Genomic DNA, 26,026 nt, shown 5'->3' with positions numbered 1-26,026 from the left:
GCGAGATCATCACGCATGATCGACCTCTCGCCCGAGGACGACGGGACTTCACCGACAGTTTCCACGCCGGATTTCGTGGGTCGCGATCGGGAGATGGCGGCGCTCCGGAGCGCCCTGGCCCGGCCACCGGCGATCGTGCTGGTGGAGGGCGAGGCGGGAATCGGGAAGAGCCGACTGCTGCGAGAGTGGTTGGCGGCGCCGGACCAGCGCACCGCCCTGGTCTCGGTGTGCCCGCCGCTTCGCGAGTCGCTGACCTTGGGGCCGATCGTCGACGCGTTCCGCGGGATCGACCGCCCGGTGTCGGGATTGCCGCTCACCGCGCTTGCGGGTGCGTTACGACCCCTCTTCCCTGAATGGTCCGCGGACCTGCCGCCCGCACTGCAGCCCTTGGGCGATGCGAAGGCAGCCCGGCATCGCCTGTTCCGCGCCCTGGACGAGTTGCTGCGGGCTCTGCGTGTCGACGTTCTCGTGCTCGAGGACGCCCACTGGGCCGACGAAGTGACCTTGGAGTTCCTGCTGTTCGTCACCTCCCGGCAGCAAACGGGCGGGCCAAGCCTCGTGGTCTCCTATCGGCCGGAGGAGGTGGACGACGGGTCGCTGTTGCTGCGGCTGACGTCCCGGTTGCCCGCCGGCGTGACCCAGCTGAGGATCGCCCTGGCGCCGATGCGACCCGACGACACAGCGGCGCTGGTGTCCTCGATGCTGGATGGCAACCCGATCTCGCAGGAGTTCGCGACGTTCATGCACGAGCGGACCGGTGGCGTTCCTCTGGCGCTGGAGGAATCGGTTCGCCTCATGTGCGACCGCGCCGACCTCGTCTTCCGCGACGGGCAGTGGGTCCGGCTGAAGCTGCGCGAGCTACGGGTGCCGCCAACGGTGCGCGACTCCACCCGGGAGCGGGTGGGCCGTCTGTCGCCGGCGGCGCAGCAGGTGTTGCGAGCCGCGGCCACGTTGGCAGGGCGGTCATCGGTGGCCACGATCGCGGTGACCGCCGGCCTGTCACCCGAGACGTGTCGAGGCGCCATCGCGGAAGCGGCCCACGCCGGGGTCCTGGACGCCGACGACCGCGGCCAGTGGCGATTCCGGCATGTGCTGGCCGCCACGGCCGTCTACGAGGCGATCCCGTTGACCGACCGCAGACACTTCCACCTGCTGGCCGGCCGAGCCTTGGAGAACATCCACCCGCCGCCCGTCGCACGCCTTGCCCACCACTTCCGTGAGGCGGGCGAGACGCAGTCCTGGGCGCGATTCGCCGAGCAGGGTGCCGAGCTGGCCATCGCATCGGGTGACCACACCAAGGCCGTCGACATGCTGGTCGATCTGTTGTCGTGGGCCGTGCTGCCACCGGCGGATCGGGCACGAATAGCGCGCATCGCCGGCGTTGCCGCACTGGGCCGTCGCGAACCGGTCGATCAGGTCCACCACCGGGTGATCCGTACCCTGCGCTCGGTGCTGGAGACCCCCGGTCTCTCCGCCCGCCAGCAGGCCGAGATCCGCAACCCCCTGGGCCGGCTCCTGATCACCGCGGGCGAGGCGCAGGCCGCACTCAGCGAGCTCGAGCAGGCGGTGGCCAACCTCGACCATGACCCGGTCGAGGCGGCCCGGGCGATGACCTACCTCGGATGGGCCTATGCGGGACCGTGGCCGGCGTCGACCCATCGGCATTGGCTGGATCGCGCCGCTGAGCTCACCACCGAATTCGACTCTCCCGCAGAACGGCTGAACCTGGCCGGCAACCGAGCCGCCGCGTTGCTCATGCTCGGCGAAGAGGAGGCCTGGGACGTCGTCGCCGGCCTGCCCGTCGACGGCGCGACCTCGGCGGAGCGTCTCGACGTGGCCCGCATCCACGCAAACGTCGGGACCGGCGCACTGATCTGGGGCCGGTACGCCGACGCGGACAAACACCTCGCCGTGGCGATGCACATCGCCGAGACCGAGCAGGCGTCCCGGTTGCAACACAACGTCCGACTCGAACAGGCCAACCTGGCGTGGCTCACCGGCCGGTGGGAGGGTCTCGCGGAACAGAGCGCGGCCCTCGCCGACGCCGACCGGGACCGGCCGGCGCACTACCTCGGCAGCATCCGGCTCGCGGCCCGGCTGGCAGCCGCAGCGGGACGGCGGCGCGCAGCGGAGGAGCAGTTCCGCCTGGTCCTCGAGGAGTCCGCCCGCCTCGGCGCAGCCGACGACACGATGGAGGCCGCCGCCGCGCTGGCCAGACTGTGGCTGACGGACGGGAACAGCGGCCGGGCGCTGCAGATCACGAACGAGCCGATGGACACCGTCCGGAGGAAGGGCATCTGGATCTGGGCGACGGACCTCGTCCCCGCTCGGATCGAGGCGCACCTCGCCGCGGGTGACCTCAAGACCGCGACACGCCTGGGCGACCAGCTCGCCAGAGGACTGCGCGGCCGTACGGCGCCCGCGCCCCGCGCCGCGCTCGCCGTATGCCGTGCCCTACTGCTGGCCGCAGCAGGAGACCATGCCCGCGCGGCGACGGCATACGATCGGGCTGCCCGCGCCTGGAGCGCGTTGCCGCGCCCCTACGACGCCATGCTCGCCCGCGAGCGTCAAGCCGAGTCGCTCATCGCGCAAGGCCAGATCGAACACGGCCGAGAGCTGCTGGCCGCACAGTACGAGCAACTGTTCAGGCTCGGAGCCCGCGGCGACGCAGACCGTGTCGCACAGCGGCTTCGCGAACACGGGGCCGAGGTTCCGCGACTGTGGCGCGGCGGCCGACGAGGGTACGGCGACCAGCTCTCACCGCGCGAGCTGGACGTGGTCCAACTGGTTGTCGCCGGCAAGACGAACCGGGAGATCAGCCGGATCCTGGCCAAGTCGCCGGCCACAGTGGATCAACAGTTGCGTGCGGCGATGCGCAAGTTGAAGGTGACCTCCCGAACCGCGCTCGCGGTCAAGGCAGTAGAGGCCGGAGTGTTCGCAGAAGAGGACTCCCTCGACGTCCCGTCGTGAAAATTGACGTATCCGCTGGATAGCGACGGCCACTGATCCCCCCGAGCATTGCTCCATGATCCATAGCCCTGGGGCGATGCATGTCTGAGCGTCCAGTCGCACGTGACGACGCCGCCATCGAGCACCCGCCACCTCCCGAACTGCCTCGTGAGCCGCGCGTCAGCGCCCCCGAAGCCCGCGACGCCCACGGTGGCGACGGTGCCGACGACCACAAGAACCACGACCCCTACCAACCCCTGTAGGCCGAAGGACCCCCATGAAACTCAGAACCCTCGCGGCAACGCTTGCCGCAGCGGTCGGCCTGAGCATGATTCAGGCACCACCGGCGTCCGCCGCTGAGCCGGATCCAGGCGCCGCCGCCAACAAGATCGCCTCGAACCTGAAGGACCGCTTCCGTACGTCCCCGGCGTCCGACTTCTGGATCACGTTCGACACCAGAGCCGACCTTGAGCCGGCGAAGAAGATCACCGACTGGACCGCTCGCGGACAGTTCGTCTACGACGCGATGACCACAGCGGCGAAGAAGTCCCTGGCGTCCGTCTCCACCGAACTCGACCGGGCAGGCGTCAAATACACCTCCTACCCGATCGCCAACACCGTGCTGGTCAAGGGGGGCAACGAAAAGCTCGCCCTCAACGTGGCCTCGAAGGTGCAGGTCGCCGAGATCCACGCGACGCCGCAGGTCGCACTGGTCAAGCCCGTCGACGAAAAGAGCCCGGCTGACCAGGCCGCCCGCCCCGCCGCCCCGAAGACCGCCGCGGACGGCACCTCCACGTGGGGTCTGGACGCCATCCACGCCCCCGAGGCCTGGGCCATGGGCGCCACCGGTGCCGGCATCACCGTGTCCAACCTCGACTCGGGCGTCCAGTTCGACCACCCCGCGTTGATGCACCAGTACCGCGGCACGAAGCCCGACGGCACCGTCGACCACAACTACAACTGGATGGCCACCCGGGGCACGTGCACGGACGCGCCGTGCGACGACAACGGACACGGCACGCACACCATGGGCACCATGGTCGGCGACGACGGCACCAACCACGTCGGCGTCGCCCCGGACGCGCAGTGGATCGCGACGAACGGCTGCTGCGACAGCACCGGCGTCGAGTCGCTGCTTGAGTCCGGCTGGTGGCTGCTCGCCCCGACCGACGTCCACGGGAGCAACCCCGACCCGTCGAAGCGCCCGCACGTCATCAACAACTCGTGGGGCCAAACCGAAGAGCACGCCTTCAACGACTTCTTCCAGGCCATCGACGATGCCTGGAGCGCCGCGGGCATCTTCAGCGTCTGGTCATCGGGCAACACCACGCCGTACGCGGCCTGCGACACCGTCTCCTCGCCCGGCTCCGCCGAGAGTGCCTACTCCGTCGGCGCCTACGCGTCGGACGGCACGCTCGCGTCGTTCTCCCGCAAGGGCGAGGGTGAGGGCGACCGGATCAAGCCCGAGATCTCCGCTCCGGGCGACGCTGTCCGATCGTCCTACCCGAACAACAGCTACGTCGAGATGTCCGGCACCTCGATGGCGGCCCCTCACGTCGCCGGCGCCGTCGCGGCGCTGTGGAGCTACGACCCGACCCTCATCGGGCAGGTCGAGGAGACCCGCCGCCTGCTCGGCGAGTCGGCCGTCGACGTCGACGACACCGAGTGCGGCGGCACCGCCGACTTCAACAACAAGTACGGCGAAGGTCGGCTCGACCTCGTCCGACTGCTCGAGCTCGCGCCGCGCAAGGGCGGCACCCTCACCGGTGTCGTCACCGCCAACGGCGCCCCGGTCCCCGCCGCCGAGGTGACGATCAGCGGACCGTTCAGCCGGTCGATCGGAACCGACAAGGACGGTAAGTTCACCACGAACCTCCCGGTCGGCGACTACCAGCTCAGCACCAAGGTCTTCGGCTACCTGACCGCGACCACCAACGTCACGATCACCCTTGGCCAGGACACCTCTGTCAAGCTGCCGCTCACGGCCGCCGCGAGGCACGACATCAGCGGCAGAGTCGTCGACGACAAGAAGAAGCCCGTCCCGAACGCCGACGTCTCCGTCAAGGACACGCCGCTGAAGCCGGTACGCACCGATGCCAACGGCGCGTTCACGATCAGCGCTGTCCCCGAGGGCGGGTACACGCTGAACGTCAAGCCCAACGCCTGCTTCTCGCCCACGACCCTCCCGCTGACCGTCGGCGCGCAGAACGAGTCGCGCGAGATCCCCGTCGGGCTCGTCGTCGACAAGGGCGGCTACAGCTGCGCCGTCTCCGAGGGCGAATACCTGCGCGGCACCGCCCCGGTCGCCTTCACCAGCGGCGTGTGGGCGACGGTGCAGCTGCCGTTCCCGATCGCGCTCTACAACGGCAGCCACGACACTCTCGGTGTCAGCCTGCGCGGCGTGATCTCCCCGGACACCGGCACCGGACCCGGCAGCGGCGGTGCGGGCATCTTCCCGTTCTACGTCCAATCTCCTGTCGAGTTCGCCCCGGGCGGGGGAGTCTTCACGGCAGCTACCAAGGTCAACGGCGAGGACGCGTTCGTCGTCGAGTTCCGCAACGCCAAACTCTGGGCCTATCCGATCCGGTCGGAGTACACGGAGCCGGTCAGCTTCTCGGCCACGCTCACCCGCTCCGGCACCGTGATCTTCGGCTACGGCGACGGCATCGGGACCGACGACCCGGTGACCGCCGGCGCTCACGGCATCACCGGCATACAGGGCTGGGCCGGCGTCGACGGCATCCGGTTCTCCGACAGCGCCCCGGTGCTGCACGACGGGATGATCGTCACCTACGACATGCCTGACTTCGGGTACCTCGACGCGACCGTCGTGGACAAGAACGACGGGCTGCCGGTGGCCGGAGCAAAGGTCTCCTTCACGAACAAGAGTGGGCTCGTCGAGGCCGTCACGACCGACGGGACCGGCATCGTGCATCGCCAGCTCCCCGTCGGCGACTACACCATGACGGTCGACGTGCCGAACTACACGACCGCGAACTACCCCTTCTCCCTCGGCAAGCTCTACGCGAAGGCCAAGATCGACGCGCGTCTGACCACGGGCGTCGCCGGCCTGAAGGCCGACGGCCTCGACGCCGTGTTGGGCACCGACCAGAACGGTGTGGGCTCGCTGACGCTGACCAACAACGGTTCCGCCCCACTCACGTACAACCTGGGCGAGGCCGCGCGCCACCCCGACCTTGATGCCGCCGGCGCCACCGCGCGCACCGGGAAGGGTGCGGACAGCACGATCGACCTCACCGCGTGGAAGACCGGTGCGAGCGGCATGAAGCCGTCGAACGTCGACGGCAAGGTGGCGACGGCGAAGGCCGCGGAGGCACAGGCGGCCGGCAAGGTCGGCGCGACCTCCGGCGGTGACGTCATCACCCGGATCGCCATTCCGGGCACGATCGCGGAGAAGGAGCCCTCCGGCGTCGGGTACGACGGCGACGTCTGGGTCCACGACTACAACGCGCGGACCAACACCGCCTACACGGTGACGGGCAGGAAGACCGGGAAGGTCTTCGACGCGTCGTGGAACCCCGCGTACCGGGCGTTCGACATGGCGCTCGACACCAAGACCGGTGACATGTGCCAGATGGAGGACAGCCCGGCCAGCTACATCCACTGCTTCGACCGGAAGACCGGGAAGGAAACCCGGCAGGTCAAGGGTGACTGGTCCACGCTGCAGTTGACCGGACTCGCCTACAACCCGAAGGAGGACGTGTTCTACGTCGGCGGCCGGGCGAACGGCATGATCGGGACCGTCGCCGGGACGTCGCACGACAACCCGGGTGCGCTGCTGTCCTTCTGCGCCCCGCCGCTGCCCGAGGTGATGGGCCTGGCCTACAACCAGGCGTCCGACACCATCTGGTACACCGACCTCACCTCGAACCGGCCCACCCGCCTGCTGCAGGTCGACCCCGACGACTGCTCGCTGGTGAACGCGTGGTGGTTCCCCGGCCAGAAGGCGGGCCAGGGCGGCGGCCTCGAAACCGACTCGACCGGTGCGCTGTGGGCGGCCGACCAGGTCGCCGATGACGTCGTGCTGGTTGACGTCGAGGACGACCTGCTCACCGACCTGCCGTGGCTGTCGCTCTCCTCGACCGCCGGCACCCTTGCCCCGGGCAAGTCAACGACCGTCAAGGTCTCGATCTCCTCGAAGGGCGCCAAGCCAGGAGTCCTCGGCGCGAACATCGTGGTCAGGTCCGACTCCGGACGCCAGTCCAAGACCTACGTCCCGGTGACGCTCACGACCACGAAGTACCAGGTCGGCGTCAACGCCGGCGGCGCGAAGTTCACCGACGGCTCCGGCTACACCTGGTCCGCCGACCAGCCCGCCGGCAAGAAGGCGTGGGGCTACGAGGGGAAGACGAAGGTCGCCTCCACGACGGCCGGGATCGCCGGCACGACGGACGACGCCCTGTTCCAGTCGCAGCGCACCACGCCGGACAAGCAGTTGTTCTACCGCTTCCCCGACGCGCCCAAGGGCACCTACGCGATCGATCTCGGGTTCGCCGAGATCGAGAAGGTGGCCAAGGGCAAGCGGGTGTTCGACGTCCTCGTGGACGGAACGCTGACGGAGTACGCGTACGACCCGGCCGCAGCCGTCGGGCCGAACGTCGCCGACTGGCGTACCGCCGTCGTGAAGCACGAGGGCGGTCCGCTGACCGTGGAGCTACGGGGCTCGAAGGGCCTGAAGGCTCCGACCATCGCCGCGCTGCGGGTGACGCTCGACCCGCGCGCGGACGAGGCGGAACCGGAGCCTCAGCCCGAGGAGCCGGCGCCGGGATCGGTGCCGGTGGCGCCCGCCGGTCGCTCGTACTCGATGAAGGTGACCGACGGGTTCTACCGCCAGGGAACGGAGGAGTCCGGGTGGCACGGCGATGACTCCTGCGGCGTGTTGTGGTTCGACACCAGCTTCCTGTTCCCGTTCTACGACACGGCCTGGGACGGGGTGTGCGTGACGACGAACGGCACGCTGGCCTTCGACCGCGCCAGCACGCTGGGGAACAACACCGCACTGCCGTCGCCGTACCCGATCGATGCGATCTATCCGCTCTGGGCCGACCTCATCGTCGACGACGAGGCAGGCATCTACTTCGGCACGACCGAGGTGGACGGGCTGGCGGCGCAGGTGATCGAGTGGCGCAACGTCGCCTTCTACAGCGACCGGACGGCTCGCGTGAGCTTCTCGGTCACCCTGATCGCGGACGGACGGGTCCAGATCGGGTACGGCGACGGCGTCGGCGGCGACAACCCCCTCACCCGAGGGTCGTCGGCGACGGTGGGCCTGGAGAGCCTGAACCGCAACCCCGCGAGCCAGTACTCCTTCAACCAGCCCATCCTGAAGGCCGGCCTGGGGCTGGAGTACACCCTCCCGGCCGGGGGCACGATCGAGGGAACGGTCACCGACGCGAACGACCGCAAGCCGATCGAGGGCGCGATCATCACGCTCAAGGGGCCAGGCGGTGAGCGGGTCATCACTGCCGACGCGAAGGGCCGGTGGAAGGCCCAGGCGCTGGTTGGCGAAAACATCGTGGAGGTGTCCGCGCCGAACTACGTCACCGCCAGTCACCCGGTGACCATCGCCAAGAAGGATCAGGCCGAGGTGGTCGACACGGCGTTGACCACGGGCGTCGCCACCGTCACCGGAGGTGACTTCGACTGGCTCGTCGGCCCGGACCAGAAGGCGACCGCCGACGTGACGGTGACCAACAAGGGATCGGCCCCGCTCGAGGTGCGGATCAGCGAGCAGAAGCGCACCAGCGACGGCGGGCACGAGGCCGCCGACCTTCCGTGGCTGACCCTCACGGGCGCGGCCGCAACCGGCACGGTCAAGCTGGCGGTCGGCGCGTCCACCACGGTCACGGCGACGGCCGACAACGCCGACGTCAAGCCCGGAGTGCTCGTCGGCGACGTGCTCGTGGCGTCGAACACCGGCAAGGACGAGGCCCAGCTCAAGCCGGTCCGCCTGGCGACCTCGGCCTACTGGAAGGGCGTCGACGTCGGCGGATCCGGGTACGTCGGCACCGACGGCTTCTTCTGGTCGCCCGACCAGCAGCTCGGCTCGCGGCCTTGGGGCTACGTCGGCGGCAAGGCGCGTACCACCAGGGCCGACATCGCCGGCACCGAGGACGACGCGCTGTTCCGCACCCAGCGGACCGGCGATACGTTCAGCTACGTGTTCAAGAACGCCCCCGCCGGGAAGTACCGAATCGCCCTCGACTTCGCGGAGATCGAGAAGGTCAAGGCGGGCAAGCGTGCCTTCGATGTGCTGGTCGACGGGAAGGTCGCGCTCTACGACCACGACGTGCAGGCGAAGGTGGGTGCGCTGACCGCGGACATGAACACGGTCATCGTCGAGCACGCCGGTGGCGATCTGAAGATCGAGCTTAGCCGCGAAAAGGGCGAGAACGACCCGATCCTCAACGCCCTCAAGGTCCAGCAGGACCCGCGCCTGTGAGATAGCCAAACCTATCCGCCAACAGCGGTCAGAGCCTCCTCGGAGAAGGATTGCCGAGGAGGCTCTGACCGCGACTACAGAGTTTGCGGCAGGCTAGCAGGCGCTTTCTGCGTTGCGGTTTCCTACGGCGCCGTCGTCGCCAGCTGAGCGAGCCTGCTGTCCGGTCTACGCGTCAGCCTGACCGCCACCGCCGTCCTGGTCCTCTTCGCCGCCGCCGCCAGCCTGATGCTGCGGCCGGCACGCCCCTGACCACGCTTCCATTTCAAGCGCGACCGGCGTCGGCGCGTAAGGTCGTCGGCCCGGCACAGCGGTACGCTCAGAGCGTGGTTGAACATGTTCAAATTACGAAGCCGGATGAGGAGGGGCTGTGAAGGTCGTCATTCCCGGTGGGACTGGGCAGGTCGGCACGATTCTGGACCGGGCGTTGACCGCGGATGGTCACGACGTTGTGCTGTTGACGCGCTCACCGAAGGGTGAGCGTCAGGTTCACTGGGACGGCTCCACCCTTGGCGATTGGGCCAAGCAGATCAACGGCAGCGATGTGGTCATCAATCTGGCGGGGCGCAGTGTGAGCTGTCGGTACACCGCGGAGAACCTCGAAGCCATGATGAGCTCGCGCGTGGAGTCGGCGCGGGTTGTCGGCGAGGCCATCGCCGAGGCGGCCCGGCCACCCAAGGTGTGGCTGCAGATGAGCACCGCAACGATCTATGCACACAGCTTTGACGCGGCCAACGACGAGTACGGCGGTCTGATCGGCGGCGGCGAGCACGGTGTGCCCGGGTACTGGGCGTACAGCGTCAAGATCGCTCAAAACTGGGAAGTCGCGCAGGAACAGGCGGCAACTCCCTATACCCGCAAGGTTGCGTTGCGGTCGGCAATGGTGATGAGCCCCGACCGCAGTGGCGTGTTCGACGTGCTGAGCTGGCTTGCGCGGCTCGGACTCGGCGGACCGGTCGCGGGCGGTAGGCAGTATGTCTCGTGGATCCACGACCAGGACTTCGCCCGCGCCATCCGATTCCTGATCGAACGCGACGACCTCGCCGGGGCCGTGAACCTGGCCGCACCCGGCCCGTTGCCACAGCGAGAATTCATGCGAGAGCTGCGTTCGGCCTGGCGGATGCCGGTTGGTCTGCCGGCCAGCAGATGGATGGCTGGGGTCGGGGCGTTCGCGATGCGGTCGGACACCGAACTGCTGCTGAAGAGCCGGCGGGTCGCCCCGGGTCGGCTCTCCGATGCGGGATTCACCTTCGCCTATCCGCATTGGCGGACCGCGGCCGCAGACCTGGCGTCACGGCGTCGCCGAGGCTAGCGGCGGACAGCTTCGCAGGTGACGGCGTCCCCGACGTCTGGGAAGTTCGTTTCGACTGAGCGGTCGGGTGCCAGTGCTGTTGTCGTTCGGCGCCGAGACCGGGTGTGCCGCCTCGGCGCCGTGGTCGGCGCTCGCGTGTTCGTGTTAGCGCAGGTGCGCTGCCCGAACGTCGTGCAGGTGGATAAGGATGTCGTACGACCGGGCCAGCGCGGTGAGCGGGTCGTCGGTGGACCAGTACAGGCCGTAGGAGCGGGTGGGCCGGGCGATGCCGAGCCATTCGCGGGCCGCGGGCCGGACGGTGCGCATGTCGAGGACGTAGTCGTGACGGTGTACCTGTTCGAGGGTGTGCTCGTTGTGCCCGGGCGGCGCCGGCGTGACGGTGTAGGTCTGCGGTTGTTCGGTGAAGAAGTCGGGCAACGCGTTCACGGTGCCCCGGCCGAAGGTCACACCGATGTTGATGTAGTCCGGACCGAGTTGTTCGCGAAGGAAGTATCCGACCGGCTGCGGGAATTCGGTGGGGTCGTCGCTGGTGTATGCGACGTGGCCGTTGTTGGAAGCGAGCAGGATTTTGCCGTGATGGTGATTCAGCCACCAAGCGGTGTTGTCGGCCATCGCGCGGTCACGGAACCGCATCCGCTCGGAGAACTGCGTGTCCGGGAACGCGTACGCGGTGAAGCTCTGCCCGATCGCGACGGCGTTCTGCACCGCCCACGCGTGGGCTCGACTGTCGCGGTGGTCCGCGCGGATGGGTCGGCCGTGGTCCTGTACGAGGCTGAGCGCCGTGGTGGCGTGATCAGCGTCGACCTGGCGGGCCTCTAGCGTCTTGGTGAGCTGATGGCCCATCCACGGGCCTGCCTGGACGGCGGCGGCAGGCCTCAGCGACGAGTACAGTGCTTCGATTCGAGCGACGAGTTCGGGCCGATGGCGACGAAGGTAGCCGAGCACCTCCTCAAAGGGTCTCGGACCGGGGTAGCCGAGGTCGTTGCCGACGAAGCGGAGCGCGTGCTGTCCACGGCGATCGGTGTTGTAGCGACGCATCCAGGTGATGAGGTCCAGGTATTCCTGGGTGTTCCAGAAGATGTACTGGCCCTGGAACTCCTCACGCATGATTTGCGCTGGGTCACCCACGCCGTTGACCACGTAGTCGTCCAGAAGGAGCCCGGTGTGCCAGCTGGCTTCCAACACGAACGTGGTGAACCCTTTGGCCGCGACGAGGCGCTCAAAAATGTTCTGCTTGAGGGTGAAGAACTCGTGCGCGCTGTGACTGGCCTCGCCGAGTCCGACGATTCGGGCATCGCCGACCACGCGTACGAGGTTGCTCAGGTCACCGAGCGGGTTGGCGTGACGACGGAGTGTGGCGACAGGATCACCGCTCGCGGCGGCATGCGCCGGACCGGTGGGCACGCCGATCAGTCCGGTCGCGATCGTTCCGGCGGCGGCGCCGAGCAGACGGCGGCGGTCTGGTGTGTATCGGTTCAAGGGAGTCTCCGTGGATGGGTGGATCGACGTCGCGCGGCTCACGAGGTGCCCGCCGGTTGATCGAGTTGTGCCACCAGCGTCCGCCGCCTCGGCCAGTGGATCAACGACAACCTCGGCACCGTACTGTTAAGCGAAACGGAGGCAATCGGGAGGGCTGGTGGAGCTGCGCGACATCGAGATTTTCCTCGCGCTGGCAGAGGAGTTGCACTTCGGCCGCACAGCCGAGCGGCTGCGGATCACCCCGGCCCGGGTCAGCCAGTCGATCAAGAAGCAGGAGCGGCGCGTCGGGGCCGCGCTATTCGACCGCACGACCAGGACCGTCCGGCTGACGCCACTCGGTGTGCACCTGAATCAACAGCTCAGTGCCGGATACCGGCAGATCACCGAGGCGATCGAGGACGCCGCCGCGGCAGCGGGCACGGTGACCGGCGTTTTACGGCTGGGCTGCATGGGTGCGCAGGCCTGGACGATCAACGCGGTGCTGGACCGGTTCCGGGCGCGTCATCCCGCTGCCGATCTGCGGTTGCGTGAGATTCATCCGACCGCCCCGCTCGACGAACTGCGCTCCGGCGACGTGGACGTCGCGCTGGTCTGGCTGCCGTTGCACGAACCGGACCTGACCGTCGGGCCGGTGGTCCACACGTCGAATATCCTGCTCGCCATGAGCGCCGGCCATACGCTCGCCGCACGGGAGTCGGTATGCCTGGAGGATCTCGGCGACTGCACCGTGGTGGACCTTCCGGCGCTGCCGCGCTCGATGGAGGAGGTCTTCCACCCGCTCCACACCCCGTCCGGACGCTCGATCCCTCGCGGGCCGACCGTCACCAGCTGGCACGAGATACTGTCGACTGTCGCGGCAGGAAAAGTCGTCTCGGGGTCGGCCGGTGAAGCCATCAGCTTCTACCCGTGGCCGGGAATCGTCTACGTCCCCATCCGCGATGCCCCGTCATGCCGATGGGCATTGGTATGGCGGACAGCCAACGAGACCCCGGCAGTACGCGCACTGGCCGCAGCCGTCGACTCGACGTAGCGATGCCTGCTGCCCTTTGCACGGGTCAGATGGGTGCGGCGTCCTGGTTCCCGCAGAGGTGGAGTCCGGGCTGACGGTCAGGCCGGCGGCGATCTGAACCGGCAGCGGGTAGACATGTTCGATAGGCAGGTGGGCTGCTGCCGCCTGTATGTCGCCGCCACGCAGAAGGTCCCTGACGCGGTGGACGGTGGGGGTGATGTCCGTGACGGCCACGATCCAGTCATCGACGTACCGGTCGACAGCCTCGTTGGATAACCCGACCTGCAGTGACCGGTGCGGCAGTGCCGTCAAGTGCAGCGATCGTTCCGGATCCCACTGCACTCGTACGGGACTGGTCTTCAGTTGTCGGGCCCAGGTCGCCTTGTCGCCGTGCAGGTCTCGGTCGTAGTGGCTCAGGCTGGCTCGTGCCAGCGCCCATTCAAATCCCTCTCTCATGATGTCGATGGACAGCACGTGCTCTTGCCCGGGCTTGGTGGCCCAACCGCAGCGGTACATCATCCACAGGAATGACGGCTTGATCCACGTCATCCGATCCCGCTTGAAGGGGGCCACGAAACGGCCGGCTGCCACCGCTGGCAGCGCAATCTGCGGAGGGTATGCCTGGTACACGGTGATGGTGTCGGCCGAGTAGCGGGCGCGGATTTGACGGGCGGGAACGGACACAGCCCGATCGTCACCGATCGGGACTCGACTGCTCAACCGAGATTCCGCGCCCCCAGCGCCAGCCGAAACGAACCTGCGGCGGCATCCGCATCTGCTGGCGACCGGCGTCTCGAACAGGCGAGCCACCTCTTTCGAGACGTCAATGACGGGACGCAGTGGATGGTTCGGCGCCGTCTCCGAGGTCAGGGAGCGCTGGGTTCAACAGGTCAGACCGGCGGTCGGTCGATGCGGTCGTGCTTGCCGGTGGTCGTCCTTTCAGTAATTGCGGCCTCGGTGAGCCAGCGGTGGTCGTAGTTCAGGTGGTCCCAGCGGGACCGTAGCCACTCGCGCTTGGTCGCGCTCGCCGTTCTCCATTGGTATCGCAGCCCGTCGGCGAGCTGATGGCGCCGCTGCGGCGCGAGAAGCCCAGGAAGCTGGTGGCAGATGTCGGCGATCATGCTTGCGCGCTCACGACGTCGAGTCAGCGCGGTCGCCGGCTCGGCTTCCGGTGGCGGCACAGTGAGGGAACGGATCTCTAGAAAGCCCAGGTGGAGTAGGTCCGCCGTCGCGGCCTCCATCGCATCATCGGGCGGCTCATCGGACTCCATAATGACCTCCTCCGCCGGGAGGCTAGCAGTGGCGTCTCGCGGCATCCACTTCTGCCGCGACGTGCTCGTCACGCAAGGTGTCCGGATCGCTGGTGCCTGCATGCAGCCGTGCTGAGAAGAGCGCTCTCGATCAAGGGGTCCGATGGCAGGGGATGGGTGACTCCCGCCAAGGACGGTGTCTTTCGAGGCCTGGGTAGGGCCAGCCCCACCGGCGACCTTCCCGCTCACTGGCTGTCATCCGGACAGGCCGCTTTCTAGGGTCGGGGAAGTCATCGAACACGACTCCTGTCCGTTCCGGAGGTAGTCACGTGAATCCTTCCATCGAAGACCCGCCGGTCGGGAATCGAGCGTCATCCGGGACGCTCTCCCGGATCGTCGACGTTGATGCCTTGCGCGCCGTGGCGCTGCTTCTCATCCTGGTCGTCAACATCGCCTACTTCGCCTCCGGCTATTCTTTCCAGCTGGTTCCGGATCCCGCGTACGACTCGTGGGTCGACCAGACGGTCCGGTGGCTGGTCGAGCTGTTCTTCACGATGAAGGCGTACCTGCTCTTCTCCTTTCTGTTCGGCTACAGCTTCACGCTGCAGCTCGATTCCGCCGCGCGGCGCGGCGTCGACTTCGCCCCACGATTCCGGCGACGGCTGGCCGGGCTCTTCGTGCTCGGCATCCTGCACGCGGTGCTGCTGTTCCAGGGCGACATCCTGACCACGTACGCACTGCTCGGTCTGGTCCTGCTCGCCATGCGGGGAGTCAGTGTCGGCACCGCGTTGCGCACGGCCGTACTGGTGACTGGCGGGATCGGCTTCGTCCTCGCGCTCGCCGCCACGGGCGGGACCGAGCTGGTGACCGATCAGGCGACGGCGCTCGCGGAGGGGCAGCGGTCCACTGAGGCGCTACAGGGCGGGATGGGCTCGGTGATCGCCGAGCACGTACGCCAGCTGCCGGCGATGTTCGGCGCACTCGTCGTGCAGGGGCCGCTTGCCCTCTCGGCTTTCCTCTTCGGTTACGCGGCCGGGCGGCGGCGGCTGCTTACCAACGTCGTCGAGAACCGGCAGTTCCTGCGCCGGGTGCAGCAGGTGGGCTATCCGGTCGGCCTGGCCGGTGCGGTGATCTTCGCGACGGGTGGCGGCACCGCCAACCTGACCGGGCTGACGGCGGGCGTGCTCACCGCGCCGCTGCTCGCGGCCGCGTACGGCGCCACCCTGCTCCAGTTCTTCCAGACCGACCGGGGGCGGCGGATTGTCGCCGTACTCGCGCCGGCCGGCCGGATGTCCCTGTCGAACTACCTGGGTCAGTCGCTGCTCTGCGTGCTGGTCTTCACCGGCGTCGGGCTGGGCCTCGCCGGTGCCGTCGCACCTCCGGTCGTCGTACTCATCGCGGTCGCGATCTACTGTGTGCAGCTCGCCGCGAGCGCGGCGTGGATGGCCCGGTTCCGGTACGGCCCGGTCGAGTGGCTGTTGCGGGCCTGGACCGAGCAGCAGTGGCCACGGCTGCGGGCCGCGGACCCGGCATGACGGGCCGGTACGTCCACTGTCTCGAATCGCCCCGGCCCGCGTGCTGTTCGCCGCCGGTCACATCACCTACATCGCCTTCCTACGCCCACACCGCCGGTCATCCTCGCCTCGGCGATCATCTGCGGAGCGACGTTCGTGGGCATTCCCGCCGCCGCCCTCATTAAGGGCGGCACCCCGCCGGCCGATCGGACCGGCGCACTCTCGGCCTTCATCGTGCTCTTCGCTGCCGGTCAAACCGCCGGCCCCTGGATCGCCGGTGTCCTCGCCGACGGCGCCTCGGCCGCCGTCACTCTGGCGTGGACCGCGATCCTGTGCGGCACAGCCGCCATCGTCGCCGCAACCGCGCGTCCTCGGCGTTCCGCGCGATCGGCCCCAGCGGGCGATCCGGCGCCCCGAGACAGGGCGCCCGAGGCCACACCCAGCTAGGCCTGCGCTGCAGACCGCTGGACCTACTGATCGGCGTGTGGCGGATACCGCACGTCCGATCACCGGTCGGTGAACCTGCCTGGTGCGCCGACTGAGCCCTCAGCGCTGCGTCGGTGCTTCCGGGTGAGTCATCCCCTCGGGCTGAAAATCGCCGGAGGCCAGGGTCCGGGTCATCGCTGCCAGTAGCCGTTCAAACGTTCTGCGGTCGCTGTCACTGAGTCCACCAAGGATGGCCGCCTCGTTGGCCAGATGTTCCTCGATCAGCCGGTCGGTCAACGCCGCCCCGGCGGGAGTCAGCCCGACCACTCTGCCGCGTGCGTCGGCCGCGGAGACCGAGCGTGACACGAGCCCGTGGGCGATCAACCGGTCCACCCGCTTGGTCACCGCTCCGGTGGTCACGAGCATCCGTTGGCTCAACTGGCCCGCCGTGAGCGTGTATGGCTCGCCCTCCCGGCGCAGCGCCGCGAGGACGTCGAAGTCGCCGTTGCCGAGGTCCGCGGCGGCGAACGGTGGCCGCAGGGCCGCATCGAGTACGGCGGCGATCTGCTGGATGCGACCGATGATCAGCAACGGGCTGGGGTCGAGGTCCGGTCGCTCACGAGACCACTGGCCAACGATCTCGGCGATTCGGTCGTCATCCACGGTTGCATCTTACCTTCCGAGGAAGGTAATTTGTCTTCCGTGGAAGACAACTCGCCCCGAACGTCGATCCCGGTGGTCATGGCATACGTGGATCCGTCCTGCCCCTTCGCCTGGATCACCTCTCGCTGGCTGATGGAGGTGGCGCAACTGCGGCCGCTCGACTTGCGGTTCGAGGTGATGAGCCTCGCGGTGATCAACGAGCATCGCGACCTGGAGCCCTGGTACCGCGAATTCAACGACCGGGCGTGGGGTCCGGCCAGGGTGTGCGTGGCGGCAGCCGCACAACACGGCCCGGCCGCCCTCGCGCGTCTGTACCCGGCGCTCGGCCGCCGGATCCACGACGACGGCGACAAGGACTTCGACACCGTCGTCCCGCTGGCCCTGGCCGAGGCCGGCCTTCCCGCCGACCTGGCCGACGCCGCCCACCGGAGCGACGTCGACCCGCAGATGCGGGCGAGCACCGCCCGCGCACAGCAACTCGTGGGCGAGGACCTCGGCACCCCGACGGTCGTGGTCGACGACGTGGCCTTCTTCGGCCCCGTGCTGACCTCGATCCCCCGCGGGGAGGAGGCCCTGCGCGTCTTCGACGGCGCCCGCCTGCTCGCCGACTGCCGGTCCTTCTCCGAACTCAAACGAGCCCGGTCCGGTGGCCTCACTTTCGCGTAGTCACGCCACGGCCACCAGGGAGAAGCGTAGCGGGAGGCCGTCGACAGCCCGGCCGGGATCATTCGCCTCCGCGCGGTCTATTGTGATCTTCACCGAAGACTGATCGGAGGTGCGTGTCGATGGCTCGTACGAAGCTGTACCTCGTCCGCCACGGTGAGCAGGATCCGGACTCCAACCACGCCTCCGGCGGAGGTCTTTCACCCCTCGGCCGCGAGCAGGCGGATCAGCTGGGCCGGCGGCTGCGTACGGTGCCTTTCGCGGCGATCCACCACAGCCCGATCACCCGAGCGGCCCAGACCGCCGACATCGTCGGTGGCCACCTCGCACGCGTGCCCAGACACGCCTGCGACTTCGTGGTGGATCGAACGCCGGTGCCCTCGGCCGGGCAACGCGGCCGGTACCCGGACCGGTCGCATTCCTGGCTGGACCGTGTGCCCGCGAACGAGCGGGACGAGGACGCCGTCGCCCTGCGAGCCGCTGTCGAACACTTCGGTGTGACCGGCGAGCAGGACCGGAACGAACTGCTGATCACACACAACTTCGTGATCGGCTGGTTCGTCCGTCACGTCCTCGACGCTCCGGACTGGCGTTGGATCGGCCTCAACCAGGACAACTGCGCGATCACCATCGTGCAGTGGGATTCCGATCGCCCGCCGACCCTGGTCAGCTTCAACGACACCGGGCACCTGTAGCCGATTGGCGGAGTGGTTCAACGGTGCGCGAGCGTCTGGTCGGCCGGCTGGCGCTGGGGTAGCGCGGCAAGGCCCAGCGCGAGGGCCAGCATGAGACAGCCGCAGAGGAACGGCAGCGACAAGGTGGGCTGGCCGAGCCATTCCCACATTGGATGCCAGCGGAAATGCGGCTCACGTAGGTGGTGCAAGAGCACCAGTGGCGCACTCAGCAGAATCGGTGCCCACCACAGGAACACCGCGACGCCGAACAGGAGTTTCGCCGTCCCCTGGGTCAGCGGAGGGCGCCCCTCCGTGCGTCGACTGGCCCAGCCGAACAGGCACCAGCCACTCAGCGTGCCCAGCACGAAGGCGACAACGCCGACGGGATACGCGCTCGACGGGGTCGACCGGGTCATGGCGAAGTCCATCTTCGGCGTCGTGCTGTCGTCGTAGATGTGTACTTCGAGGACGTTGTCGTCACGCTGCGCGTACACCGTGATGTTGGAGGGTATCGAGGCAGGATCGCAGCGCGGATCGTCAGGAATGCATTCGTAGGCGTTGGAGTAGACCGGCTCGGCGTGGTCCCATCCGGCGGCCTGGAGTCGCTGTCGAAGCTCGGCGAGAACCCGCGGACGGCTGTCGGCCGGCAGTTGCTCGAAGGACGCGCCGAGCCCGGCCAGCGAATATTCGCCGCCGTCACCCATCAGCAGATCGGAAGCGAAGCTCCAGCTCAGCGGACTGCCGTAGATGATGAACACGGAGGGCGGGTCGTCCGTGTCGATGTGACTCACCTGCTTGTCCGGATACAGCTGACTGACTGCGACGGCCAGCTCGTTGTGGTCGAGCGGGCGGGAGCCGAGCCAGGTGAGCCAGGTGCCGAACGACGCGGCGAACAGACCGCAGGCCACCGTGAAGACCGATGCCCAGACGACCACCGTACGACTTGCTGGTCGCCCCAAGCGGGTGCGCAGGCCGTGACGTACGAGATTCGCCGCAACCCGCGCACCTCGGCTGGTGGGTGCGATGTCCTGCACCGTCTCGAGGATCTCTGCGCCGCGCGTTCGACGGTAGTCGCGCGGGTAGGACAGCAGTAGCCAGCGGTGCATGAGTCCTCCCAGGACGCTGCGACAGTCGGGGTCAGGCGAGGTTGGGCCGTAGGACGCGCAGCCGGGATTCGGCGGCGGACGCCAGCTGGCGCAGCCGTTCCGTCTGGCGCGCGAGCTCAGCACGGCCGTCGGCCTGCAACCGGTAGTACCGGCGCAGCCGGCCGTCGACGACCTGCTCGTGGCTGAGCTCGACCAGGCCCTGCGCGACCAGCCGGTCCAGGGCGGCGTAGAGGGTTCCCGGCAGCAGGGTGACGCGACCGTCCGACACGAGGGCGACCTCCTGGATGATCCCGTAACCGTGGCGCGGCTCGTCGGCCAACGCAGTCAGGATCAGGAAGGTGGCCTCGCGCATCTCAGTCACCAAGGCAACATATATTGCTGATCATATGTCGTCAACGCTCTGCTCTCCCCCCGGCAAGTCGGCTGACTCGGACTACGCGTCGCGACGGTGGAAGGTGAAAGCGGCGAGCGTCAGGACGGAGAGTGTCCAGATGATCGTCGCGGCGGCGCCGCGGGACGGTTCGAGGGCGGCGGTGTCCGGTAGGTAGGCGGCGCTGGTAGCGGACCAGGCGCGCAGCAGTGGGCCCGCGATGAAGTACAGAGCGAGCAACAGGATCACGGCGGGCACCGCGCGGCGGACGACGCTGGCGACTGCCGCCCCGAGCAGCGTGGTGAGCGTCAGGTACCCGGTCGCGGCAGGCGTCGAGGTGGCCTCGCCGGCCGACACGGTGCTGGTGGTAGCCGTCGCGGCGGCCACCGGGAGCGTCAGAGCGGCCAGCGCAACGGCTTTCGCTGCCTGCAGTGGCAGGCGTCGGGGCATGGCGAGCAGAGTCGTGCGGATTTGGCCGCCCTCCTGGTATTCGGATGCGACCGCCAGCACGCCGAGCACCAGGAAGCCGGCCTGGGTGTAGCCGAGCGGGACCAGAGCGACATTGTCGCCGAGCGGCTCACCGCCGGACTCGGCCGCCCGGTACGCGTAGGTCAGCACCAGGTTGGCGGTCCAGGTCAGCAGTGCGGTCAGGCGCAGCGACGGCAGGGTCAGCAGTTTGCGGAGTTCCGCGTGTGCGGTGTTCACACGTCCCGCCGGTGAAACAGGACCGCGCCGACCGCGAGTAGTGCCACGACCCAGGCGATCATCACCAGTCCGGCGGTCACCGGAGCGATCTCGACGGGGAAGTCCCCGCTGCGGAGGAACATCTGCGTCCCGGCGATGTCCGGCAGGTAGGCGGCGAGGTCGGTGACCTTCGTCAGCAGGTAGGACACTGAGACGACGGAGCTGTTGATGATCAGCAGCGTGAGCGGCACGATGCCGTTGCGAGTGATCAGCGTGATCGCGTACGCCAGTAGTGCGGTCAGCGTCCAGTAGAGGATCGCCGCGGCCACTCGGCCCGGGGCTGGTGCCGCTGCGTGTTCGCCGTGCAGCACCTGAGTGAGGGTGAGTGTGGCGGCTGCGGTGACCGCTGCCTGTGCCGCGACGACCAGCACGAGCGCGGTGGTCTTCGCCAGGAGCAGACGCAGCCGGTCGGGAACTGCGGCGAGCGTCGCGGTGAGCTGGCGGGCGCCGGGGGCATCCTGACCAGTGGACGTGTATTCGCTGCTCACCACGATCACGCCGAGGACCATCGGACCGATCAGGCCGATACCCAAGTCGCGTAGGCCCAGGTCGGACGTGTCGCTGAGGGTGCCGGCAGCGATCGCGCGGCGGGTGTACGGCGCGTTCAGCAGGACGACCACGGGTGCGATCAGTGTGCCCAGCGCCAGACCGACCCAGGCGGTGGGCAGGCCGAGCAGCTTACGGAGTTCGGCGCGGACCAGACTCACCACGGGCCACCCGTCTCGGTGGCGGTCAGCGCGAAGAAGGCGTCCTCGAGCGTGCGATGACCGCCGGTGACGTCGGCGAGTCTGCCTTGGATCACGATCCGGCCCTTGTCGATCACGATGACGTCGTCGGCGATCTCGGCCAGTTCGCCCATCAGGTGGCTGGAGAGCAGGACCGTGCGGCCCTGCGCGGCGCTGTCTTTGAGAAACCCGCGCATCCAGCGGATCCCGGCCGGGTCGAGGCCGTTGACCGGTTCGTCCAGGACCAGCACCTCAGGATCACCGAGCAGTGCGGTGGCGAGCCCGAGCCGGCGGCTCATGCCGAGGGAGAAGCGGCCGGCGCGCTTGCGCGCGTCGTCGGTCAGGCCCACGACCTCGAGGACCTCGTCGGCGCGGGAGTCCGGCAGGCCGTTGCTGGCGGCTACCCAGCGCAGGTGGGCACGGGCCGTGCGGGCCCGATGCGCCCCGCTGCCGTCGAGCAGCGCGCCGACCGTCGTGAGCGGACCGTTCAGTTTCCGGTACGGGCGCCCGCAGATCAGTGCGGTCCCGCTCTGCGGGCGGTCCAGGCCGAGCAGGATACGAATCGTCGACGTCTTGCCGGCTCCGTTCGGTCCGAGGAAGCCGGTGACCCGGCCAGGTCGGGCCTCGAAGCTGACGTCGTACAGGATCTGCGTCCTGCTCTTGGTTTTGCTGACGCGATCGATCGTGATCATGAGTCGAGTCAACCGGTGTTTCGGCCCCTGTACATCCGACCGTCCTCGGATCTCGACGGCCGGGTCGGTCCACGGACCGTCAGACCCTGGTCTGAGATCTACAGTCGGGGTGGTGAACGCCCATCCGCGCCCCTCCGGGCAGTCCAGAGCCGTGCCGGTCGTCGTCGTGGTGATCAGCGTGCTGGTGATGGCCATGTGTACGGTCGGCGCGCAGGGCCCGCTCGCGGTCATACTGCCGCCGGTGATAGTCGGCAGCGCCGTCGCGGCGGCGGTGTGGGCGGTGCGGCGGTCACGCACCGACCGAACCGCCTACGAGTCCCGGTTGACCGCCTGGGCCGCGTCCGAGGCGGTGCTCGCCGAACGGCTGCGGATCGCCCGCGACCTGCACGACATCGTCTCGCACGGCTTGGGTCTGATCACGGTCCGCGCGGCGGCCACCCGGCACCTACCCAAGCCCGCCGAGGTGGCGGCGGCACTTACCGACATCGAGGACGCGAGCCGGCATGCGACGGCCGAGTTGCGCCGCATGCTCACGGTCTTGCGTGAGCCGTCGACCGCCAGCCGCCGCGCGCCGGTGGACAACCTCGACGACCTGCCCGGCATCGTGCACGGGGCGTCGCTCACGGGGCTTCGGACACGGCTGACGGTCGAGCCACTCGGCCCGGTGTCGCAGGGTGTACAGGTCGCCGTCTGCAAGACCGTGCGAGAAGCGCTCAGCAATGCGGCGCGGTACGCGGGACCGACGGACGTGCGGGTACGGGTGTATCGAGACGACGCGTACGTGGTGGCCACGGTTGCCGACGCCGGCCCGTCAGACGACGGATGGCTGGCCTCGCCGGGCGCCGGGCACGGGCTGGCCGGGTTACGGGAGCGGGTCGGCAGTCTCGGCGGCACGCTGTCGGCGGAGCACGTCGACGGGGGCTTCCGCCTCACTGCGCGGATCCGGGACGAGGCGGCGTGAGCGGCATCCGGGTACTCCTGGTGGACGATCAGGCGCTGCTCCGACACAGCCTCGCCATGATCATCGACAATGAGCCGGACCTGGCCGTCGTCGGCGAGGCAGGCGATGGTGCGCACGCCGTCGCGTGTGCCCGGACCACCCGCCCCGACGTCATCCTGATGGACGTACGGATGCCGCACCTCGACGGCCTCAAGGCCACCCGCCGCATCTGCGCCGACCCCGCACTGTCCGCCGCCCGCGTCCTGGTCCTGAGCATGTTCGAACTCGACGAGTACGTGTACGAGGCGCTGCACGCCGGCGCGTCCGGCTTCCTGCTCAAGGACTCCCGCCCCGACGAGCTGATCGAGGCGATCCGCCGCACCCACCGCGGTGAATCGCTGTTCGCGCCGTCGATCCTCACCCGGCTCGTCGCGCACTACGTCACGGCTCCGCGACCGGATCGGCCGACGCCGACACTGCGGCGGCTGACCGGCCGTGAGGTCGAGGTGCTGACACTGATCGGCGGCGGCTTGTCGAACGACGAGATCGCAACCGCACTGGTGATCTCGGTGAAGACGGTGAAGACGCACATCACGCACCTGATGGCGAAGCTGGCCGTACGAGATCGGGCACAGTTGGTGATCGCGGCATTCGACGCAGGGCTGGTGCGGCCACGTCAGTGAGAGCGAGCACCACGGCTAGGCCGTTTGACCACCTCACGACGCCGAACCGAATGAACTCCCGCGTCACGCGGCGGGTGCCCCGGGGAGGGGCACCCGCCGCTGCGTCACGCCGTCGGGCTGCTGTTGCCCGGCGTGCCGAGGTGGATGTCGACGTCGGCGGGCTCGGTCATCTGGTCGTACGCCTTGGTCTTGAGCCGGTTGGTCTGCAGCTCGCCGTCGAGCAGCGCCGCCCGCAGCGCCTCCGCGTCCGTGATCTCCTGGCTGGTCACCGCGTCGGCCGCAGTCGTGGCGCCCTGCACGACCTCCAGGTGGGTGCCGTCGGTGGGCATCAGCTCGGTCCACTTGGCCAGGCAGTAGACCCGCTCCGGCACCTCCTGGCACTCGCTGGTCAGGTCGGGCATCTCGTCGCCCGTGCCGAGGTGGCTGGTGCGGAACGCGGCCAGTTCGTCGACGAACGCCGCCAGCTGGTGCTCCACCTCCTGCGGGAGCCGGGTCGCCACGACCTTGCCGAAGATCCACCGCAGCGCCGCCAGCTCCATCCCGGCCCGTACCGGCAGGTAGAGCTTCGCCCAGCTGGCGTTGAGGAAGTCACTCGGGTCGCGCTCGGGGGCACGGGCGTCGCCGCCGGACCACCAACCGGGGTACGACACGAACGAGGCGCGCTCCCAGTCGAAGACACGGTGCCAGAAGTCGATCTCCCACGCCTCGTCCCGCACGCTGGCCGGGAAGTGCGCCTCGATGATCTGCGAGACCATCTCGTTCACCGGTGAGAACCCGTTGCGCAGTCGTGCCTCGAACTCGTCCCCGGCCTCCTCGGCCGCCGCCAGCACCGCGTCGCGCCTGTCCTGCCACTCCTGCAGGTCCGTCAGATAGCCCGCGACCAGCGCGTTGTAGGCGGCGTCGTCGGCGTTCTGGTCGACCATCGTCGGGGTACGCCGGAACGTGGCCGCGAGCTGCACGTCGGCGCCGGGCCCGGCGAGCCAGCTTGCCGCCCCGACGTGGATGCGTACCCGCAGTGCCGGCTGACCGTTGGAGTCGGTGACCACCGGAACGCCGACCACCCGAGCCGCGATGCCCGACGGTGGCCGGCGGGTGATCAGGGTGAGGTTCTGCCGGATGGTCTCAATGTCGCCGTCCCACTCCCAGCCGCTGTCGAAGACGACGTCGATGTCGTAGTCGGCGCTCATGTCGCCGGTGAATCCCCACTTGTCGAGTGTGACCACCGGGGAGTAGATGGTGCGGGTCTCCACGGCGGCCGGCACGCCCGGCGCCGGGCGCACCGGCTTGACCGGCATGGTGGGCAGCGCGGCGAGAGCGTTGTCGCGGATCCGCTGCCGCCCGTCGGTGATCTTCCTGGCGAACGCCAGCGCCGGGTCCTTCACAGTCGGCGCCCAGCACACCCGGGCGCCGTACCGCTCGTGGGCCAGTTCCAGCCGTTGCAGCACCTTGAAGTAGTGCAGCGTGATCGGCGTTACCCGGTTGGGGTTGCGTACGGTCCGCTTCGAGGTCGACTCCATGCCGGTCTCGCTGACCAACTTGAAGTCGGTCTTGTGCTGGGTGCGGTAGCGGGCGGCGACCTTGGAGGTGGCGGTCTGGCTGTCCTTGACCGCACGGCGGCTGGTCTCCTGGCTGGCCTCCGTCACGCTGCGCGTGTAGCCGATGGTGTGACTGGCGTTGAAGGTGCCCCACACGCCGGTCGGGCTGGTGTACTGGCCCGTGTGGCTGGCGTTGAGCCCCCAGGTGTCGGTGAGCGACTTCTGCCGCTCGAAGCCCTCCTGCAGTTCCGTGGTGAGCGCGCTGGTCAGCTCGACGTCGGTCTGCTGCTCGGTCTCGTTCTGCTCCTCCAGGGTCAGCTCACGCTTGGTGTAGGTGCGCTGCTCCAGCACCGCCTCCTCGCCGGGCGCGAGCGCCAGCGCGTAGACGTGCTCGCCGAGCGCGAAGCCCACCGGCCGGATCCGGGTCCGGTCGAGGAAAGCGATGCCCACGTCGGACTGGAGCAGGCCGGCGATGAACTCCGCCTCCTGGTCACCGAGAACGGTCTGACGCCGGGCCGGTGGCTCCCGGTTGATCATGCCCGAGTCGACACCCGGCAGCGCCGCCTCGGCCGCGTCCATGTCGTTGGCCTTCCACACCTCCGACAGGCCGAGTTCCTTGAGCAGGTGCGGCAGTCGATCAGCGGAGATCCCGCCGTACCGGGTCGCCTCGATCAGCGCCTGCTTGACGTAGAACGGCAGTAGGGGCGTTTCACCGCCGCCGAAAGTGAGCTGAACCGGCACGAAGTAGTTGGAATAGACGTAGCGGTCGGAGTGCGCGCTGCTGAATCCGAGCGTCGCCAGGTCCGCGTCGGCGACGACGACTGTGCCCATC

At 68.7% G+C, this 26,026-nt stretch carries 19 protein-coding genes and 1 pseudogene; 10 read left to right on the top strand and 10 right to left on the bottom strand.

The genetic code is table 11. From position 1 onward, the window contains the following. Positions 1 to 15: 15 nt before the first annotated feature. From HNR20_RS03445 to HNR20_RS03430, 4 genes are all read left to right on the top strand, one after another. Positions 16 to 2,970, top strand: coding sequence for an ATP-binding protein (locus tag HNR20_RS03445; protein WP_184176423.1), 2,955 nt, complete (start codon positions 16 to 18; stop codon positions 2,968 to 2,970). 80 nt (positions 2,971 to 3,050) lie between these two features. Continuing rightward, the gene (locus HNR20_RS03440) at positions 3,051 to 3,212 is read left to right on the top strand and encodes a hypothetical protein (protein WP_184176421.1); all 162 of its coding nucleotides are present in this window, start codon (positions 3,051 to 3,053) and stop codon (positions 3,210 to 3,212) included. 14 nt (positions 3,213 to 3,226) lie between these two features. Next, positions 3,227 to 9,412 carry a S8 family serine peptidase gene (locus HNR20_RS03435; RefSeq protein WP_184176419.1) on the top strand — a complete coding sequence of 2,062 codons (6,186 nt, stop codon included), beginning with the start codon at positions 3,227 to 3,229 and terminating at the stop codon, positions 9,410 to 9,412. 367 nt (positions 9,413 to 9,779) lie between these two features. Beyond that, complete coding sequence (locus tag HNR20_RS03430; protein WP_184176417.1) at positions 9,780 to 10,721, top strand: TIGR01777 family oxidoreductase; 942 nt, start codon at positions 9,780 to 9,782, stop codon at positions 10,719 to 10,721. A 144-nt stretch (positions 10,722 to 10,865) separates the two neighbouring features. On the opposite strand, the gene HNR20_RS03425 is transcribed toward HNR20_RS03430, so the two are convergent. Continuing rightward, entirely contained in the window at positions 10,866 to 12,200 is a 1,335-nt protein-coding gene (locus HNR20_RS03425; protein WP_184176415.1) for an erythromycin esterase family protein, read from the bottom strand. Between the two features lie 157 nt (positions 12,201 to 12,357). On the opposite strand from HNR20_RS03425, the gene HNR20_RS03420 reads away from it, so the two are divergent. Next, positions 12,358 to 13,230, top strand: a complete 873-nt coding sequence (locus HNR20_RS03420) for a LysR family transcriptional regulator (RefSeq protein WP_184176413.1) — start codon at positions 12,358 to 12,360, stop codon at positions 13,228 to 13,230. Positions 13,231 to 13,284: 54 nt separating this feature from the next. On the opposite strand, the pseudogene HNR20_RS03415 reads toward HNR20_RS03420, so the two are convergent. Together HNR20_RS03415 and HNR20_RS03410 are read right to left on the bottom strand one after the other, a co-directional pair. Beyond that, positions 13,285 to 13,893: pseudogene (locus HNR20_RS03415) on the bottom strand (DUF4291 domain-containing protein); the annotation flags it as partial. A 206-nt stretch (positions 13,894 to 14,099) separates the two neighbouring features. Further along, complete coding sequence (locus tag HNR20_RS03410; protein ID WP_184176409.1) at positions 14,100 to 14,480, bottom strand: hypothetical protein; 381 nt, start codon at positions 14,478 to 14,480, stop codon at positions 14,100 to 14,102. 398 nt (positions 14,481 to 14,878) lie between these two features. On the opposite strand from HNR20_RS03410, the gene HNR20_RS03405 reads away from it, so the two are divergent. Further along, entirely contained in the window at positions 14,879 to 15,994 is a 1,116-nt protein-coding gene (locus HNR20_RS03405) for a DUF418 domain-containing protein (protein WP_229687149.1), read from the top strand. 525 nt (positions 15,995 to 16,519) lie between these two features. Here the strand turns inward: HNR20_RS03405 and HNR20_RS03400 are convergent. Then, positions 16,520 to 17,062 carry a MarR family winged helix-turn-helix transcriptional regulator gene (locus tag HNR20_RS03400; RefSeq protein ID WP_184176405.1) on the bottom strand — a complete coding sequence of 181 codons (543 nt, stop codon included), beginning with the start codon at positions 17,060 to 17,062 and terminating at the stop codon, positions 16,520 to 16,522. 78 nt (positions 17,063 to 17,140) lie between these two features. Here HNR20_RS03400 and HNR20_RS03395 point away from each other — a divergent pair, with 78 nt between their 5' ends. Beyond that, positions 17,141 to 17,728, top strand: a complete 588-nt coding sequence (locus HNR20_RS03395) for a mycothiol-dependent nitroreductase Rv2466c family protein (RefSeq protein ID WP_184176403.1) — start codon at positions 17,141 to 17,143, stop codon at positions 17,726 to 17,728. A 119-nt stretch (positions 17,729 to 17,847) separates the two neighbouring features. Beyond that, positions 17,848 to 18,420, top strand: a complete 573-nt coding sequence (locus HNR20_RS03390; RefSeq protein ID WP_184176402.1) for a histidine phosphatase family protein — start codon at positions 17,848 to 17,850, stop codon at positions 18,418 to 18,420. 17 nt (positions 18,421 to 18,437) lie between these two features. On the opposite strand, the gene HNR20_RS03385 is transcribed toward HNR20_RS03390, so the two are convergent. The 5 genes from HNR20_RS03385 to HNR20_RS03365 form a co-directional block, all read right to left on the bottom strand. Continuing rightward, positions 18,438 to 19,307, bottom strand: a complete 870-nt coding sequence (locus HNR20_RS03385) for a hypothetical protein (RefSeq protein ID WP_229687148.1) — start codon at positions 19,305 to 19,307, stop codon at positions 18,438 to 18,440. Between the two features lie 229 nt (positions 19,308 to 19,536). Then, on the bottom strand, positions 19,537 to 19,857 hold the full coding sequence (locus HNR20_RS03380) for a PadR family transcriptional regulator (protein ID WP_184187915.1): 321 nt from the start codon (positions 19,855 to 19,857) through the stop codon (positions 19,537 to 19,539). Between the two features lie 81 nt (positions 19,858 to 19,938). After that, the gene (locus tag HNR20_RS03375; RefSeq protein WP_184176398.1) at positions 19,939 to 20,580 is read right to left on the bottom strand and encodes a hypothetical protein; all 642 of its coding nucleotides are present in this window, start codon (positions 20,578 to 20,580) and stop codon (positions 19,939 to 19,941) included. Then, positions 20,577 to 21,326: an ABC transporter permease gene (locus HNR20_RS03370; protein ID WP_184176396.1), complete on the bottom strand. Its 750-nt coding sequence runs from the start codon at positions 21,324 to 21,326 to the stop codon at positions 20,577 to 20,579. Before HNR20_RS03370 ends, HNR20_RS03375 begins: the two co-directional genes overlap by 4 nt. Further along, positions 21,323 to 22,036, bottom strand: a complete 714-nt coding sequence (locus tag HNR20_RS03365) for an ABC transporter ATP-binding protein (protein WP_184176394.1) — start codon at positions 22,034 to 22,036, stop codon at positions 21,323 to 21,325. Before HNR20_RS03365 ends, HNR20_RS03370 begins: the two co-directional genes overlap by 4 nt. Before the next feature lie 112 nt (positions 22,037 to 22,148). Between HNR20_RS03365 and HNR20_RS32090 the strand changes: the two genes are divergently transcribed. Both HNR20_RS32090 and HNR20_RS03355 read left to right on the top strand, forming a co-directional pair. Beyond that, positions 22,149 to 22,997, top strand: coding sequence for a sensor histidine kinase (locus HNR20_RS32090; RefSeq protein WP_229687147.1), 849 nt, complete (start codon positions 22,149 to 22,151; stop codon positions 22,995 to 22,997). Continuing rightward, on the top strand, positions 22,994 to 23,659 hold the full coding sequence (locus HNR20_RS03355; RefSeq protein WP_268240277.1) for a response regulator: 666 nt from the start codon (positions 22,994 to 22,996) through the stop codon (positions 23,657 to 23,659). The genes HNR20_RS32090 and HNR20_RS03355 overlap by 4 nt, the downstream gene beginning before the upstream one ends. A gap of 104 nt (positions 23,660 to 23,763) precedes the next feature. Here HNR20_RS03355 and HNR20_RS03350 read toward each other — a convergent pair whose 3' ends face one another. Beyond that, entirely contained in the window at positions 23,764 to 26,025 is a 2,262-nt protein-coding gene (locus tag HNR20_RS03350; protein WP_184176390.1) for a hypothetical protein, read from the bottom strand. Between the last annotated feature and the right edge of the window lies 1 nt (position 26,026).

The sequence above is a fragment of the Micromonospora parathelypteridis genome, from assembly GCF_014201145.1.
GTDB lineage: Bacteria > Actinomycetota > Actinomycetes > Mycobacteriales > Micromonosporaceae > Micromonospora > Micromonospora parathelypteridis.
The sequence above is the reverse complement of the archived record's forward strand: the minus strand, read 5'-3'. Positions and strand labels throughout refer to the sequence as shown.